The sequence below is a fragment of the Caproicibacter sp. BJN0012 genome (assembly GCF_035986805.1).
Lineage (GTDB): Bacteria > Bacillota > Clostridia > Oscillospirales > Acutalibacteraceae > Caproicibacter.
This window is the reverse complement of the sequence record NZ_CP142518.1, coordinates 78,481-94,438: the sequence shown is the minus strand read 5'-3', so window position 1 is coordinate 94,438 and position 15,958 is coordinate 78,481. Positions and strand designations below refer to the sequence as shown.

At 55.3% G+C, this 15,958-nt stretch carries 18 protein-coding genes; 9 read left to right on the top strand and 9 right to left on the bottom strand.

The genetic code is table 11. The features are described from left to right. From VA597_RS00465 to VA597_RS00445, 5 genes are all read right to left on the bottom strand, one after another. Positions 1 to 969 carry a CoA transferase subunit A gene (locus VA597_RS00465; RefSeq protein ID WP_243112568.1) on the bottom strand — a complete coding sequence of 323 codons (969 nt, stop codon included), beginning with the start codon at positions 967 to 969 and terminating at the stop codon, positions 1 to 3. Between the two features lie 64 nt (positions 970 to 1,033). After that, on the bottom strand, positions 1,034 to 1,585 hold the full coding sequence (locus VA597_RS00460; RefSeq protein ID WP_128741107.1) for a 2-oxoacid:acceptor oxidoreductase family protein: 552 nt from the start codon (positions 1,583 to 1,585) through the stop codon (positions 1,034 to 1,036). Continuing rightward, positions 1,585 to 2,394: a thiamine pyrophosphate-dependent enzyme gene (locus VA597_RS00455; RefSeq protein WP_128741106.1), complete on the bottom strand. Its 810-nt coding sequence runs from the start codon at positions 2,392 to 2,394 to the stop codon at positions 1,585 to 1,587. The genes VA597_RS00460 and VA597_RS00455 overlap by 1 nt, the downstream gene beginning before the upstream one ends. Continuing rightward, positions 2,373 to 3,524 (bottom strand): 2-oxoacid:acceptor oxidoreductase subunit alpha, encoded by a 1,152-nt coding sequence (locus tag VA597_RS00450; RefSeq protein ID WP_128741105.1) that lies wholly within the window; start codon positions 3,522 to 3,524, stop codon positions 2,373 to 2,375. Before VA597_RS00450 ends, VA597_RS00455 begins: the two co-directional genes overlap by 22 nt. Positions 3,525 to 3,527: 3 nt before the next feature. Next, entirely contained in the window at positions 3,528 to 3,719 is a 192-nt protein-coding gene (locus VA597_RS00445) for a 4Fe-4S dicluster domain-containing protein (RefSeq protein WP_128741104.1), read from the bottom strand. A 150-nt stretch (positions 3,720 to 3,869) separates the two neighbouring features. Here VA597_RS00445 and VA597_RS00440 point away from each other — a divergent pair, with 150 nt between their 5' ends. The 8 genes from VA597_RS00440 (at position 3,870) to VA597_RS00405 (ending at position 11,990) form a co-directional block, all read left to right on the top strand. Then, complete coding sequence (locus tag VA597_RS00440; RefSeq protein WP_128741103.1) at positions 3,870 to 4,793, top strand: LysR family transcriptional regulator; 924 nt, start codon at positions 3,870 to 3,872, stop codon at positions 4,791 to 4,793. A gap of 386 nt (positions 4,794 to 5,179) precedes the next feature. After that, positions 5,180 to 6,583, top strand: a complete 1,404-nt coding sequence (locus VA597_RS00435; RefSeq protein ID WP_164918895.1) for a sodium:solute symporter family protein — start codon at positions 5,180 to 5,182, stop codon at positions 6,581 to 6,583. Between the two features lie 37 nt (positions 6,584 to 6,620). Further along, on the top strand, positions 6,621 to 7,016 hold the full coding sequence (locus tag VA597_RS00430) for a phenylpyruvate tautomerase MIF-related protein (RefSeq protein ID WP_164918894.1): 396 nt from the start codon (positions 6,621 to 6,623) through the stop codon (positions 7,014 to 7,016). Positions 7,017 to 7,072: 56 nt separating this feature from the next. Beyond that, entirely contained in the window at positions 7,073 to 7,651 is a 579-nt protein-coding gene (locus VA597_RS00425) for a flavin reductase family protein (protein ID WP_128741100.1), read from the top strand. A 103-nt stretch (positions 7,652 to 7,754) separates the two neighbouring features. Continuing rightward, positions 7,755 to 9,152 (top strand): dipeptidase, encoded by a 1,398-nt coding sequence (locus VA597_RS00420; RefSeq protein ID WP_128741099.1) that lies wholly within the window; start codon positions 7,755 to 7,757, stop codon positions 9,150 to 9,152. A gap of 24 nt (positions 9,153 to 9,176) precedes the next feature. After that, the gene (locus VA597_RS00415) at positions 9,177 to 9,701 is read left to right on the top strand and encodes an L-2-amino-thiazoline-4-carboxylic acid hydrolase (protein WP_128741098.1); all 525 of its coding nucleotides are present in this window, start codon (positions 9,177 to 9,179) and stop codon (positions 9,699 to 9,701) included. A gap of 37 nt (positions 9,702 to 9,738) precedes the next feature. After that, positions 9,739 to 11,025, top strand: coding sequence for an L-cysteine desulfidase family protein (locus VA597_RS00410; RefSeq protein WP_442861465.1), 1,287 nt, complete (start codon positions 9,739 to 9,741; stop codon positions 11,023 to 11,025). A 233-nt stretch (positions 11,026 to 11,258) separates the two neighbouring features. Further along, on the top strand, positions 11,259 to 11,990 hold the full coding sequence (locus tag VA597_RS00405; RefSeq protein ID WP_128741096.1) for a GntR family transcriptional regulator: 732 nt from the start codon (positions 11,259 to 11,261) through the stop codon (positions 11,988 to 11,990). Positions 11,991 to 12,186: 196 nt separating this feature from the next. Here VA597_RS00405 and VA597_RS00400 read toward each other — a convergent pair whose 3' ends face one another. The 3 genes from VA597_RS00400 to VA597_RS00390 form a co-directional block, all read right to left on the bottom strand. Next, on the bottom strand, positions 12,187 to 12,651 hold the full coding sequence (locus tag VA597_RS00400) for a DUF4358 domain-containing protein (RefSeq protein WP_128741095.1): 465 nt from the start codon (positions 12,649 to 12,651) through the stop codon (positions 12,187 to 12,189). Between the two features lie 16 nt (positions 12,652 to 12,667). Continuing rightward, on the bottom strand, positions 12,668 to 13,573 hold the full coding sequence (locus tag VA597_RS00395; protein ID WP_128741094.1) for a GDSL-type esterase/lipase family protein: 906 nt from the start codon (positions 13,571 to 13,573) through the stop codon (positions 12,668 to 12,670). A 143-nt stretch (positions 13,574 to 13,716) separates the two neighbouring features. Next, a complete protein-coding gene (locus VA597_RS00390) occupies positions 13,717 to 14,403 on the bottom strand; it encodes a GNAT family N-acetyltransferase (RefSeq protein WP_326974929.1) in 687 nt (228 codons plus the stop codon). A gap of 261 nt (positions 14,404 to 14,664) precedes the next feature. On the opposite strand from VA597_RS00390, the gene VA597_RS00385 reads away from it, so the two are divergent. Further along, a complete protein-coding gene (locus VA597_RS00385; RefSeq protein WP_128741092.1) occupies positions 14,665 to 14,931 on the top strand; it encodes a hypothetical protein in 267 nt (88 codons plus the stop codon). 16 nt (positions 14,932 to 14,947) lie between these two features. Here VA597_RS00385 and VA597_RS00380 read toward each other — a convergent pair whose 3' ends face one another. Beyond that, on the bottom strand, positions 14,948 to 15,955 hold the full coding sequence (locus VA597_RS00380; protein ID WP_128741091.1) for a GGGtGRT protein: 1,008 nt from the start codon (positions 15,953 to 15,955) through the stop codon (positions 14,948 to 14,950). Positions 15,956 to 15,958: the final 3 nt, after the last annotated feature.

Below are 15,958 nucleotides of genomic sequence, written 5' to 3'. Positions count from 1 at the left end.
TCAGCGTCGCTTGAGGCCCGGCACATAGCCAAGGCCGGGCTTGACGCGCAGATTGATCAGACGGCCGGCACCCAGCTTGTCCAAATAGTCCTGGTGCGCGGGGCAGTCTTCCACATATTCCCGAATAAACGAATCAAAATCCTCCTGGGAACGGCTGGCCCGATCATAGTCAAGATAGAATTGACTGTCGTAGTCATAGCAGCCGAAGCACTGGGAAGGGTGGGCGCCCGCCGGGGCCTCCACGACGGCATCCACGCAAAGGCCCGTTAAGGTGTTCCTCTCCGGGTGGCGGCGGATCTCCTCATTGCTCACAAGCTGTTCGCAGGATACGATCGTGTGTTTGGCCGCCATGGCGATGTCGGCATCCTGAAAAGGCGCGCCGACGATGCGCACGGTGCCGTCCGGGCTGGCCAGCTGAGCGTGGATCAGTGCCACGTCGATTTCAGGCGTCGGGACGCAGCACAGTTTGCTCCCCGGGTGGAAGGGGTCCTCCTGAACGACAAATTTCTCACCCGGCAGCTTGGGGTGCTTTTTTCGTTCCTCGCGGGAAATTCCCCATTTTTCCGCCAGATCGGAGCCGAGCATATTCTTAACGGGTATGTAGGACAGCCCCAGCGCCGCGCCGTGATAGATAATGGTTTGAACGTCCATGGAATAATCTTCAAAAAGGATTTTCCCGTGTTCCACGGCATCGCGGAAGCGGCGGCAGACCTGGGTATAGCCGGAATTGGCGATGTAGGAGACCATGATGATCTCCACGCAGCCCGCCCCGATCAGCATGTCGATGTCGCCGCCGGACGGCCCTCCCTCCACGTAAAGATTCCGCTTTTTCTGGCGTATCACCTCCCGGACCAGCGCGTACGGTCGGCGGTTTGTGACGAATCCGCCGACCGCAAGGCAATCGCCGTCCCGGAGGAACGACGCCACGGCCTCTTCCGCGGACATGACCTTTGAGATGCGATTCAGCATCGGTGTCTTCCTTTCCTGTTTCAAGGTTCCGGATTTCTGCCGGCGGGCAGCCCCGCAGAAAATGCTATTTCAGGTTCCGCCCCAGCGCATACCCGGTGTCAAACGCTTTATAGTTAAGAAGGAGAACCTTCTCTCCCTTCCGTCCGAAAAATTCCTTCAGGGATTGTTTGGCCCCCTCGGAAGAAACGGCCCCGGTAAAACCGGCGATCAGTCCCATGGTCAGGATGTTCGCGGTTGCAGGATTGCCCGTTTCCCTCGCGAGGGAGGAAACAGCGATCCCCCTTTCCCGGGCGGCCTGCTCCGGGTGGGGCACAATGCTGTCGGAATCATAGAGAAGGATTGCTTTTTCGCCGATCTTGCCGGAATAGCGTTCATAAGCAACCTGGGCCAGGCAGACGACCAGGTCGGGTTCCGTGACGTCCGGAAAAAAGATCTCCCGATCGCTGATAATGACATCCGATTTGGAAAAGGTGCCGCGTGTTTCCACTCCGTAATCCGAAGTGAGCGTCGCCATTTTCTGTTCCTGCAGGACGGCGGTTTCGGCAATCAGCGTGCCGCAGAGAATCATTCCCTGTCCGCCGACGCCGCTGATCGTGATCTCAGTTTGTTTCCCCATTATTTTTCCCCCTTCAGACCGTCGATCACGCGCTGATAGGCGGTGCTGTAATCTTCCTGTTCGCGGTCCTCAAAGACGCCCGTGACGAATTTTCCGCAGAGATCCTCCCGGGACATGGCCTGTGCTTTGGCGGCTGGCACCGTGCGGTCCTTGATCCACTGCATCATGGCCGGAGCGGAAGGCATTCTGTTGGACCGGCCGAAATGCGTCGGGCAGGGAGAGATCACCTCGACAAACGAGAATCCCCGGTGAAGCAGCGCCAGCTCTACCAGCCGATTGAGCTGAACCACATCGAAAACCGTGCCGCGGGCCACAAAGGGGGCCCCCGCCGCCCTGACGACCCCGCACACGTCAAAGCCTTTTTCCACGTGCCCGTACGGGGAAGTTTTCGTAATCGCGTGTTTGGGTGTCGTACCGGAATACTGGCCTCCGGTCATTCCATAATTGAGGTTGTTTACCATGATGGCGGTCACGTCGGCATTCCGCCGCGCTGCATGGATCAAATGGTTGCCGCCGATGGTGATGCCGTCTCCGTCCCCCATCAGGGCGATCACATTCAGGCCGGGGTTCGCCAGCTTGATCCCGGTGGCAAAGGCCAGCGCACGGCCGTGAGTGCCGTGAAACGTGTTGGTCCTTACATAATCGTCCGCTTTGCCCCAGCAGCCGATTCCGGTGACAACGACCGTGTTTTCCCTGCTCCACTTCTGCTTGTCAACGTTTCGCAGAAGGGACTGGAGAACAATCCCGTTTCCGCAGCCGGAACACCAGAAATGGGGCATTTTTTCTTTCAGCAAATAGTCCTGCAGCATGATTCTGAGACCTCCTCTATTTTTGCTGTAATGTCCGCCGGCTCGATCGGGCGGCCATCCACGCGATTCACGCCGACCACGGGGATACCGCGGCTGTTCCGCAGGCGTATCACGTCGATGTACTGCCCCAGATTCAGCTCCGGCACAATGACCGCCTTTGCCCGGAGCATGGCGCTCCCGATTTCCTTTTCCGCAGCCGGCCATACCGTGACCAATTGCAGGACACCCGCACGGATTCCCCGCGCGCGGGCTTTCTCCATTGCGGAAAGCGCGGCGCGGACCGTGCCTCCGTAGGCGACGACCACATACTCGGCGTCATCCATACGAAACTCCCTCGTGATGGTCAGCTCCTCCGCATGGCTCTCGATCTTCTCGCTCAGGTGGCGGATGACGCGGTCCGCGTTCCGGGGGCTGGTGCATGGGCGCCCCGCTTCGTCGTGCATGCTGCCGTTCACCTTAAAGACATATTTGCCGCCGTAGGATGCCAGAGGAGCCAGCCCGTTAGAATGGTCGTACGGGAGGTACTTCTCCGGAGCGCAGGCGGGGCCGGTGCGTTCAACAACCCGGATTTCGTCCGGATCCCGGAGCATTACCCGCTCCTTCAAGTGCCCGATGATTTCGTCCGCCAGGAAAATGACCGGCGTTCTGTAGGTCTCCGCATAATTGAACGCCGTAATCATAAGGTCGAAGCAGTCCTGTACGGAGGAAGGCGCAAGCGCAATCACGGAATGGTCACCGTGCGTTCCCCACCTCGCCTGCATGACGTCTCCCTGAGCGGGCTTCGTCGCCATGCCCGTGCTGGGTCCGGACCGCTGAACATCGATGACGACGCAGGGGATTTCTCCCATCACGGCGACGCCGAGATTTTCGGACATCAGGGACAGGCCCGGACCGCTGGTGGCCGTATAAGCCTTTTTCCCCGCGCAAACGGCGCCGATCAGCGCCGCCATGCTGCCGAGCTCGTCCTCCATCTGAATGTACAGGCCTCCGGCCCGGGGCAGGCGCGCAGCGGATGTTTCTGCGACCTCGGTCGAAGGCGTGATGGGATATCCCGCGTAAAACCTTGCTCCGGCGGCGATGGCTCCCTCTGTCATGGCCTCGTTTCCCTGCATGAATCTGAGCTTTCCCATTGTTCAACCCTCCATCTTTACTGCCATCGCAAAATCCGGGCAGCGCATTTCACAAAGCCTGCAGCCGATGCATTCTTCCGAACGGGTTGGCTCCGGATATCCATCCCCGTCTTTTTCCAGAACCTGTTTGGGGCAGAACGCGATACAGATTCCGCACTTTTTACACCATGCCTTGTTTACCGTGATGATTTTCAAAACGATCCCGTCCTTTTTCTCTGTGATTGGCTTGCTTTGACTTTAATATATTCGTATATTCATATGTGTTATTATAAACTATTGACATCCTAATGTAAAATTGATAGATTTAATTGTATCGTTCAATTTTTCCGATGGGAGATGGAGCTTATGGAATTTCGGTTTCTGCACAGTTTTCTGCGCATCGCAGAACTGGAAAGTTTTACAAAGGCGGCGGACGAGCTGGGGTATGCGCAGTCTACGGTAACGATGCAGATACAGCAGTTGGAGAGGGAAGTGGGGTTCCCTTTGTTTGAGCGGATCGGAAAGCGCGTCATACTAACGCCTTATGGGCAGCAAATGAAAGCGTATGCCAAGGAAATTCTGAAGATTGAAGCTCAAATTCAAAATTTGGGAAACGATGACACCCGTTTGCTCAGGGGGACGCTCCGGATCGGCATTGTGGAATCCATCATCAATTCGCTCCTTTTAAACATTATCAAAGAGTACTGTGCCCGTTTTCCCAAAGTATCCGTCAAGATCATTCCCGCCGTTACGGCGCAGTTGGTGGATCTGCTCCGCCACAATGAAGTGGACATCATCATGACAATGGGGGAAAACACCGGCGCCGGCGACTGTGTCTGCGCTGCGAGTCATCAGGAAAACGCGGTGTTTTTCTCCTCGCCCGGCCATCCCCTTGCCAACGGTCGCTCCGTTGCGCTGGAAGCGGTTTTTGATTACCCCATGATCCTCACCGGAGAAAATACGTTTTTACAGCAGGAGCTGAACCGGATTGCCGCTCGCTGCCATAAAAACATCATTTACAGCATACAAACGGGAAGTTCGCAGATTATTGCAAATCTGGTGCAGCAGGGGTTGGGGATTTCCTTTCTTCCGGAGTATCTGCTCCAATCGCCGTTTCTGCAAAGTAACCTTTCCATTCTGCCTGTAAAAGATTTTTCGCTGCCCTTTTACGTCCATGTCTTCTATCATAAAAACAAGTGGGTCACTCCGCAAATGCGCGGACTGGTCGCGCTGATTCAAGAATACTGGAATAAACACGATAATGCAAACTCAGAGCCGTTCAAATCCTGATATTTAACGGAAGTATAAAAATTGTCTTGACAACGTGAAAAAATTAGGTTATATTGTCAACAGTCTTTATAAAGACATATACATTATGACAACAATAATGATATGCACTTTATCTGCAGCCTGTCACACATGTTTACCCATTGACCGGTTTTTGTTGAACAAGTCGCCCCGTAAAATTTTTAAAGGGAGGTGTGGTTGTCCTGGATTCCGCCGCTGCCGTACAGAGCGGTGACCGCAGTCCGGCGTACTGCGAAACGCAGGCAGGGCCTTTGCGAACGGCGGAACGTCGCTTGCTATAATTTCTCGAGACAACGGAAACATAAAAGAAAAGGACTGTCACTGGTGTGAATGATGTGATGTATCGAAGTTAAGTTGGAGGGATAAAATTGCGCTATTTATGGTTCATCTTTGCTTACCTTGCGGTGGTTGTTATTTATGGACTTTACATCACGAAGAAAAAGGTGAAAGAAAGCAAGGACTTCGCAAACGCCGGCAAAAGCCTGCCCCTTGTCATCGTTCTCGGCACCCTGATCGCCACCTGGTTTGGCGGAGGAAGTATTACCGGGTGCGCTAATATCGTGTATTCCCGCGGCATCATCCCAGGACTGATCTATCAGTACGCGACTCCCATCGGTCTCATCGTCGTGTTCTTTCTGGCGGGCAGAATCAGGGCCACGGAGGAAACGTCCGTCGCCGGGCTGTTCACCAAGCGGTACAATAAAGTGGCGGGCATTCTGGCGGCTGTCTTTATTGTTCTCTCCTACATCGGCACCGCTTCCTATCAATTCAAAGGCGCCGGTTATATTCTGAATATCACGACCGGCATTCCCGTCCCCGTCGGCACGGCGATCGCGGCTGTCGTCATCGTGATCCTCTGCGTGTCCGGAGGCCTTACCTCCGTCGCCTACACCGATTCGATCAGCGCCTTTTTCATTTTCTTGTCCTTCATGCTGGCGATCCCCTGCCTGCTGATGAAAAGCGGCGGCTTTGCCGGTCTCACCGCCCAGATCCCCGACAGCTATTTCACCCTGGCCGGCGCTCAGAACAATGCTGCAAGCTCGTGGGGCGTTCTCATCGCCACCAGTGTCCTGGCAATGGGCGACCAGAATCTGTTCATCCGTTTTGCGGCTTCCAAGGACAGAAAAACCGCAAAGAAATCCGCCGGCCTGATGATCATCGGCTGCCTGATTCTCGGTACTTGTGTCGTTTTGATCGAATCCTACGCGATTCCTTACCTGAAGGACATCAAGCCGGACACGGCTCTGATGATGGTCGCGATGAATCTGCTGCCCTTCGGCGTCGGCGGCCTGCTGCTTTCAGCCTGCGTGGCGTTCCTGATGACGACCGGAGATTCTTATCTGCTTTCCTCCGCGACGACCTTGGACGCCGACGTGCTTGTCCCTTACTTTATTAAGAAGCCGAAGACGGACAGGCAGAATATGATCCGCCTGAGGCTGGTCGTGGTCCTGATCGGTCTTGTGGCCTATCTGCTGATCGCAAAGTTTACGGACATTCTCAGCATTATTATGTACGCTTATACCGTTTACGCCGCCGCCATCTCCCCGTCCCTGGTCGCCGCACTGCTCTGGAAGCGCGCGACGCCCGCCGGCGCCGTCACTTCCATTGCGCTGGGCGGCACCTGCGCCCTCGTCTGGGAGCTATTCCTGAAAAACACGATTGGGAACGGGCTGGATTCTTCCCTGATCGCCATTCCCGTTTCGGTCGCCGCTTTGATTGTGGTGAGCCTGCTCACCAAGCCGAAACAGGAAGCGGTACTTGAAACCAATTAAAAACTACATAAAAATTTATAATTAGGAGGAAATGAGTATGCCAGGTGTATTCATTCAGACAAATGTCGACTATTCCGAAAGCACAAAGGAGGCCGTACTTCGCAAATTCAACAAGGTAATGGTTGAGGTTGCGCACAAAAACGAAGAAGCGGTGATGGTCACCCTTCAAAAAGTAGACGGCGCGATGGGAAATTCCAATGAGCCATTCGGATTTATCGACGTTCGCAGCATGAACGGCATCGACCACAAAACCAACAACGATGTATGCGCCGCCATGACCAAGATTATGCAGGAGGAGTTCGGAATCGATCCCCTGCGGCTTTACATCACTTTCATCCACATTCCGGAGACCTGCTGGGGCCTGATGGGGGGCATCGCTATCTGGGATTCCAAGTCCCGCGTCTGGGTCGTAAACGGCGAACCCTGCAAGTAAGCAGACCCGACTGAATACCGGCAGAAATTGAATCTGATTTTGAAAGGGGTATCCTTATGGCAAAGAAAAATATCGGCGCAGCCACGGCTGTTTCTCCCATTCCCGCGTTCATGGTAACCTGTGCGAACAAAGCAGGCGAAGCCAATATCATTACGATCTCCTACGGCGGCATCATCAACGCCAACCCTCCCATGGTGTCCATTTCCGTCCGAGACTCCCGTTATTCCTACCCCATGCTGAAGGAAACCGGTGAATTTGTGGTCAATATTCCCGGGGAAAACCTGGCGAAAGAAACCGATATCTGCGGAATACGCAGCGCCAGGAACGTCAACAAATGGGAACTTGCCCAGCTGACCCCGCAGCCTTCCTCCATCGTCAAAGCGCCCATGATTAAAGAATGCCCCGTCAATATGGAGTGTATCGTCAGACATGTCGTCGCGCTCGGCTCGCATGATATTTTTCTCGCCGAAGTTGTCGCCACCCATATCGACGAAGAGATTCTGGACGACAAGGATAAGGTCATGATTGAAAAGTTCAAGCCCTTCGCTTTCTGCTACAACTCCCAGGAGTACTGGACGCTTGATAAGCTGATCGGCCATTACGGCTGGGCCAACAAATATCTTCAGGGCAAATAGGCTCTGTCGGAGCGGAACGGGAGGAGTGGTTTGACGGAATCACTCCCCTTTTCCTTCTCAGCCAACCATATTCATTGCTGCTGAAACGTATGAGGTACGACAAATGGACAAAACGAATCACACGGAATTTTTTGAAGATATTGACCGCTGTTCCGGCCGCTATGTGGAAGAACTCTGTGATTTTCTGCGCATTCCGGGAGTAAGCTCGGATTCCGGCAGAGGCCGCGCAATGGAAGAGTCCGCCGAGTGGATACTGGAAAAGCTGCGCGCGCTTGATTTCCGCGGCGGCATTCACTTCGCCGGCGGCAGCCCGATTGTGATGGCAAGACAAGAGTACAGCCGGTCGGCGCCGACCCTTCTGATCTACGGCCATTACGACGTGCAGCCGGAGGATCCTCTCGACGAATGGAAAAGCCCGCCCTTTGAGCCGACTCTCCGGGACGGCGCCATTTACGCGAGAGGGGCCAACGATGACAAGGGGCAATTCTACACCTACCTGAAAGCATTGGAGACATACAAACGCATCCGCGGTGTCATTCCGCTGAACCTTATCGTTCTGGCGGAAGGAGAAGAGGAGATCGGCAGCAAAAGCCTGATGCATTTTCTCAATCAAAAAAAAGACCAGCTTCACAGTGATATTTTTCTCGTTTCAGACAGTTCGATGCTCTCGAAAGATATCCCCGCGGTCACCTGTGGATTCCGCGGAATTGTATCCTTTGAAATCACGCTTCAGACCATGGCGAAGGACCTGCACTCCGGGCTGTTTGGCGGAATCGCCCTGAATGCCGCCGAAGTTCTGTCGGATCTTCTGGCAAAACTGAAGGACAGCGGCAGCGGAAAAATCCTTGTTCCCGGCTTTTACGAGGACGTCCGTCCGGTCGCCGAGCAGGAGCGGCGCGCGATGGAACAGCTGAATTATGACGAGGCGGCCGTTGCGAAAAGCCTTGGAATGACAAAACTGTCCGGCGAACGCGGCTATTCGGCAATGGAACGAAAAAGCATCCGGCCTACACTGGATATCAACGGGATGTGGAGCGGCTTTACCGGGGAGGGTTCCAAAACCGTGATACCGGCCCGGGCCTCCGCCAAAATCAGCGCCAGGCTGGTGCCGGACCAGCAGCCTGATCTTATTTTTCAATGTTTCAAGGATTTTGTCGCCGGTCATCTGCCCGCAGGCGTAAAAGCCGATGTCCGCTACCTGTTCGGAGCCATGCCCGTCCTTGCGGAGATCGACGATCCCAACGTCCGCCTGGCGGCGGAATCCATCGAAGAGGGTTTCGGTGTTGCCCCCGCCTTTATTCGTTCGGGCGGTACCATTCATATCATCAGCGAAATTAAAAACACACTGAAAATCCCGTCCATGCTGATTTTGGGGTGGGGGCGCCCGGAGAACGGCTCCCATTCTCCCAACGAGCATTTTTACATCAGCGATTTTCAGAAAGCCGTCCGCAGCTTATGCGTGCTTTTCGACAAGCTGTCCGGTCATGAGGAAAAACGATAGATTGAATTTAAGGAAGATGAAATTATGGTCGAAGAACAGGTGTCCGGGGAAAAGGCCGTGGAGAATGTTCTGATCATGGCGGAAAGGCTGGCTTTCCTTCATTATGCATTTGCAAAAACGCTGGAGGATGCGCTGCCCAAGGAGACGGCGGAAACGCTGATCCGCAGCGCCATTGAGAAATACGGACAGCTTGCGGCCGAATCCGTAATGGAGAACCTTAAACAGCAGGGCCTCAAGCCAACGCTGAAAAACTTTAAGTATGGAAAAGACCTTCCCTCAATGGGATGGAAATTTGTTCCCATGGAGATGCCCGCCGATAAGCCGGAGGGAAAAATCAGCAAAATTACCTATTGCCCCATGGCGGAGGCGTGGAAAAAATTAGGTCCCGACGGCGTCCGTCTGGGCAAAAGGTACTGTCAGATCGATCAGGAAAAATACAAGGCGTACGGGAAGGGTTATAAATGCTTCCATGACCGGAATACGATGGACGGCGACGACTGCTGCGTCATCCGGGTTGAATTGAACGGCCAGGAAGAGCGCGAAAAATGAAGCGCCGTGTCTTTGCGGCGCAACTTAAAGATGGAGAATGAGAATGGAGAAGACAGATCCTTGTTATCAGGCCTACACGCAGATTCTTCACGAGGAATTGGTGCCGGCTATGGGCTGCACGGAGCCGATCGCTCTTGCCTACGGCGCGGCAAAAGCCCGCTCCGTCCTGGGTGGATTGCCGGACCGCGTGGAAGTGCTGGTCAGTGGCAACATCATTAAAAACGTAAAAAGCGTCATCGTGCCAAATACCGGCGGACTCAAAGGGATCGGGGCCGCGGTGGCGGCCGGTATCGTCGCGGGAGATGAAACGCGGCAGCTGCAGGTGCTTTCCCGCGTAACGGCGGAGCAGAAGGAACGGATCGCGGCTTTTCTGCAAGGCTGTCCCATTGATGTGAAGGCTACGAAATCCGGCCCCACATTCGACATCGGCCTGACTTTGTTCAAGGGTTCCGGCTACGTTCGTTTGCGCATTGTGGATTATCATACCAATATCGTGCTGGTAGAAAAAGACGGTGCCATCTTAAAAAAAGACGAGCTTCAGGACAAGGACACGGACAGCGGTTTGACGGATCGCTCCTGCCTCAATGTAAAAAAGATTCTGGATTACGCCGCCACCGTGGAACTGGACTGCGTGCGGGACATTTTGGAAGAGCAGATACGTTACAATATGGCCATCTCCAAGGAAGGGCTGACCCATAACTGGGGAGCCTGTATCGGCCGGGTATTACTCCAATCCAGGGACGACAGCCTGAACATCCGCTGCCGCGCCGCCGCTGCCGCCGGTTCCGACGCCCGCATGAGCGGATGCGAAATGCCGGTCGTCATCTGTTCGGGCAGCGGGAATCAGGGCATTGCCGCTTCGGTGCCCGTTATTGTCTACGCGGAAAACAAGAGCCATACGCACGAGGAAACTCTGCGCGCTTTGGTGGTCAGCAATCTGATTACCATCCACCAGAAAAGCAGCATCGGGCGGCTCAGTGCTTTCTGCGGAGCCGTAAGCGCCGGCTGCGGAGCCGGCGCAGCCATCGCATGGCTGGAAACCGGTGACTACGATGCCGTCGCACACACTCTGGTCAACGCCCTGGCGATTGTTTCCGGAATCATCTGCGACGGAGCCAAATCCTCCTGCGCCGCCAAGATTTCCACTGCGGTGGAAGCAGGATTGCTGGGATTCGAGATGTATCGAAACGAGAAACAGTTTGTTAACGGAGATGGAATCGTAGCAAATAACGTGGAAAATACCATTCGGAATGTCGGCCGGGTTGGAAGGGACGGCATGCGTGAGACGGACCAGGTGATCCTGCGCATCATGACCGGCAGATAAAACGACGTTTTTTTAAACCGAGCCGGAAAGATTTTTCCGCAGGCATAAGAAACTTACTTTGTTTAAGGGAAAACCATCAGATCAGCCTTACGGTCGGACTGAATCTTGACAAAATGCAATTATTAAGATATTATAGAATATAAATACTATAAATATATAAACAATCCGTTGTAAAGAGGGAGGGGACCTGAGCAGATTACACCCCAGAGGTCGTCTCGCGCTTGGGAATAGATATGAAGACAAATTCTCTTTATCATTGCATTTATCAGGACATCAAAGACCAGATTCTCCAGGGAAAACTGAAGCCGGGAGATCAGCTGCCCGCTGAAGCGGAGCTTGAAAAGCTTTATCGCACAAGCCGCGCCCCCGTCAGACAGGCGCTTTCCATGCTTGAACACGAGGCGTTTTTGGACCGGCGCCAGGGGCGGGGAACCTTTGTCTGCGACAGAAAGAAACAGAGCCACTGGCTGTTTTCAAGCGGTTTTGCCTCCGACATGGAACGTGATTTCGACTTCATCAGCAGCAAAGTGCTCTACATTCGGCTTGAGAAGCCGGACGATGATATCCGGCGGACTTTTGCGCTGGACGGCGATCAACAGGTCATCCACATCCATCGTCTGCGCTATTTTAAAAACGCCCCTATTTTTTTAATAGACAACTATCTGAAAGATTCTTTCAACATAGAGAAATTCAAGCGTGCAACAGACTTTTTTCTCATCAGCGAAGTTCTGGAAGCAGACTTTCAAATTTCTTTATACAAAGCGGAAGAAGAAATCCGCGCCTCCGTTGCAGACAGCCGGATTGCAAAGGAAATGGAGATTCCGAACGGATATCCGATTCTTGACATCAAACGCGTCAACTACACGGAGAATGAAAGAATTGTTTATGTCAGCAGATATAAAGTCTGCACGGACCGATGGGCTCATAGAGCGGCCTATTATTCAAAGGGCCAATGCTTCGACTGAGCTTTTGCCCGGTGCGGATGCTTTCACGGACGGTCCTGAACGGCCCGAATTCATTCCGTATGGCGTTTAAAACAAAGCCTCCTTTTGTTTTCCATGCAGCAGGTCTATCCTGCATGGAGCAAACAAAAGGAGGCTTTCTGTATCAAAAATCTTTTCTTTCCAGTAAATCAGCCGGAGAGCAAGATCCGCCGGGGCATCACGAAAAGAAACCGTCGATCGTCTTCTTCGCGGTTTCGTTTTCATCTGAAACGCACAGAATCACATATTTTCCCTTTTCTTCCAGCACCGGTTCCTTCAGCTTCGCCATCTCGGCGGGCTGATAGTCCTGAAAGCCCGCCTTCTGATCCTCGATGCGCTGCTCCGCCTTCTCCTTGACCCGGCCGGCCGCCTGCTCGTCCTTCGCCTCGAACGCGGCGACTTCCTCCGCCGTCGCACCCGTGCTTTCGTAAACGGCGGCCTTGACCAAGTCGCCGGAATCGATCCCGTAGAGCTTGACTGCCATGTCCTGATTCAGTTCGGACATCTGATCCTTGAACTTGACGGAGGAAATCAGTTCTTCCGCCACTTTCTGCACATCCGCCGCCTTTGTGCTTCCGCCGCCGTGGCAGCCCGGCAGCAACAGCAGCAGCGCCGCCGCAGCGCAGAGAATTCTCTTTTTCATTCCCGTTCCCCCGTATTCACTCCGTATGCGTTTTCAGATAATCGCACCATTTGGCACAGTACTCGGAATTCAAATGGACTCCGTCCATCGAGGCTTCCTCCGGCAGGACGCCGCCGGCTGAGATCGCCTGTGCCGCATCCAGAAAGACGACGTTTTCCTGTTTCGCGATCTTTTGAATCGCCTGATTGTAAGAGACGATTTTATTGTTATTATAGATGGAACTTTCCGCCGATTTCCGCGCGGATACCGGAAAGATCGCCTGGAGATAGATCCGCGCCTTCGGATGGTCTTTTTTCAGGTCCGCCACCATTTTTTTATAGTCGGAGACAAACGTCTGCATGCTGGACCAGCCAAGCTCGTTGACGCCGAGCATAATATAGATTTTGCCGAACGGATGCTTCGCCTGCGCCTGCATCACGGTCTCTTTTTTTCCTTTTTCTTCGATTTCATCTTTGGTGTAGACCGTGTTGACCATCAGGCCCTTGACGGCGTAGTACGTCGCGCCCGGAAGTCCGTCATAGTTTCTCAGGCCCTCCGTGCGGCTGTCGCCGATGAACAGCGCGTCCGAAAACCAGCCCTCCGGTGCCGGGGCCGAAACGGGCAGCCCGGTTCCCGAAGAGGGCGCCTCCGCCGCGGACGGCGGATCGTCAGGCGCTTTTGAAGACGGGGCCGGCTGCGACGATGCGGGGAATGCGGAAGAAGAGGGCAGGGCGCGGGAAGAAGCGGGCGGCGGAGCGGAAGAAGCGCCCGGCACCGCCGAAGCAGGACGGCCGGAACCCGCAAAGTCCTTTATCACCGCGGTGGTTCCCTCCGCCGCCGCGACCAGCAGGGAAAGAAAGCACAGACATACGGCGGCCCGCCACAGAAAAAGCTTTCTGCGTCTTCTTCTCCGGCGCAATACTTTTTCACTGATAGGCTGCATACGCGAACCGTTTCCTTTCCTGCCTTGCGTTCACCGTCACGATCTTTTTCTATTATACTCCAATCGCGCCGTCCGTAAAAGAGGAAAATTCGGGAATGACAAAAGTGTTATTCCCTGTTTACTTTTTGTAATTTTTTTGTCCTCTACCGCATCAGCCAGCAGATGGAATAATCCGACATGCGAAAGCCCAGCCTGCGGTGCAGCGCGACGGAAACCTCGTTTCCCGCCTTGATCTGCGCGTAGGGAACCGCCCCGCCCTTCAGCAGGCGGTTGGCCAGAAACGTCTCCAGCATCACGGCGATCCCCCGCCGCCGGAAGCGGGGCAAAACCTCCAGCAGCCCCATCGAGCCCTCTTCATGCATCCCGATAAAGCCCGCGGGTTCGCCCTCCACAAACGCGCCGAACATCACGCCGGCCCTCAGCCGGCCGAGAAGATATCCGTCTTCGGAAACATTCTGATAATGCTCCCTGACAAAGGGCAGAAAGCCTTCGTCCAGCCGCCGGATCAGGGCGGGACTTGCGCTTTCCTGAATCGGCTCCTTTTGAAGATATGCGGCGTTGCAGACCGGCATGCGGTGGCACAGGCCGAATTTTTCCTCCGCCGCCGCGGCGCAGCATTCCTGATGCGCCACGAACAGTTCCGAAGCGCCCAGTCCCGAGAGCATCCGCCGGGCCGTTTCCCCATCCTCCGCGCTGAGCATGTGCGTTCCGCTGTCCCGGTCATAGAGAAGGACCCCGGAGCCGGAAGCCGCCAGGACGCGCGCGCTGCCGCGCCGGACGCACCCGAGCATGTCCGCGTGCAGAACCGGGTCCTTCGTTAAATATTCCATTGCCTGATCCATTTTCTTTTCACCTCTCAAAAGATGAGCGGGAGTTTCCAGCTCCAGGTTTCCGCCTTGCGCGCATTGGCGGCAGGAACCTGTAAACTGAAGCGGGGAACCTTCGCGCAAACTTTAACCTGAATCCAAAAAATATAAAATTAGCGGGAGCGGCTTTGAACCGTCCCGCCAAAATTTCCTCCGGGCCAAACGGGCCTTTGCACCCGCCGTGCCGGAACTGTATGCCGCTCCGCGAACCGGGGGCCCCTACCGATGCAACTCGCTCCGCGGCGGGCGCAAGACGCCTCACTTGCCTACGGCAGCCACGACTGTGATCGCGCGGCCTGTTTAGCTGAACCTCTCGCACTGGGACGCTTTTTCTACGGTACGGCAAAAGCGCCGAACGGCGACAGCAGCGTCACGCTGCCGGGAGTTTCCCCCGTCCTGTCCCGCCGAAATCTTCTCCGGGCTAAAGTGGAGCGGGCCAAAGACGGACGATGTTCCCGGAAGTTCATGTCGTTGCGGCCGAGACCGCCGTAGGCGCGTGCGTGCAGACTCAGTCTGCCGCCTGGTAGACGGCGACCGCGCAGGCGACCGTTGCGCCGACCATCGGGTTGTTGCCCATGCCGATCAGGCCCATCATCTCCACGTGGGCCGGCACGGAGGAGGAACCAGCGAACTGGGCGTCGCCGTGCAGGCGGCCGAGCGAGTCGGTCAGGCCGTAGGAAGCGGGGCCCGCGCCCATGTTGTCCGGATGCAGCGTGCGGCCCGTGCCGCCGCCGGAAGCGACCGAGAAATATTTTTTGCCGTTTTCCAAAGCCCATTTTTTATAGGTGCCCGCGACCAGGTGCTGGAAGCGGACCGGGTTGGTGGAATTGCCGGTGATCGAGACGTCCACGCCCTCCAATTGCATGATCGCGACGCCCTCGCGCACGTCGTCCGCGCCGTAGCATTTCACATCCGCCCGTTCGCCGTCGGAGAACGCGCGCGTTTCCACCACGGTGAGCTTGTCGCTGAAGTAGTCGAACTGCGTCTTCACATAGGTAAAGCCGTTGATGCGGGAAATGATGTACGCCGCGTCCTTACCGAGGCCGTTCAGGATGACGCGCAGCGGCTCTTTGCGGGCGGAGTTCGCGGAACGGGCGATGCCGATCGCGCCTTCCGCCGCCGCGAAGGATTCGTGCCCGGCGAGGAAGCAGAAGCACTTCGTCTCGTCGCGCAGAAGCATCGCGCCCAGATTGCCGTGGCCGAGGCCGACTTTGCGCTGTTCCGCGACGGAGCCGGGAACCGTGAACGACTCCAGCCCGACGCCGATCTTTTCGGCGGCCTCCGCGGCGCTTTTCACGCCGGTTTTCAGGCCGATGGCGCAGCCGAGCGTATAGGCCCAAACCGCGTTGTCGAACGCGATCTGCTGAACGCCCTTGACGATTTTCTCCACGTCGATTCCCTTCGACAGGCAAAGATCGCGCGCTTCCTCGAGACCGGCAATCCCGTACTCGGCAAGACACTTCTCGATTTTGGCCATTCTTCTCTCTTTGTTCTCGAATTTTACCTCGTTAGCCATTTC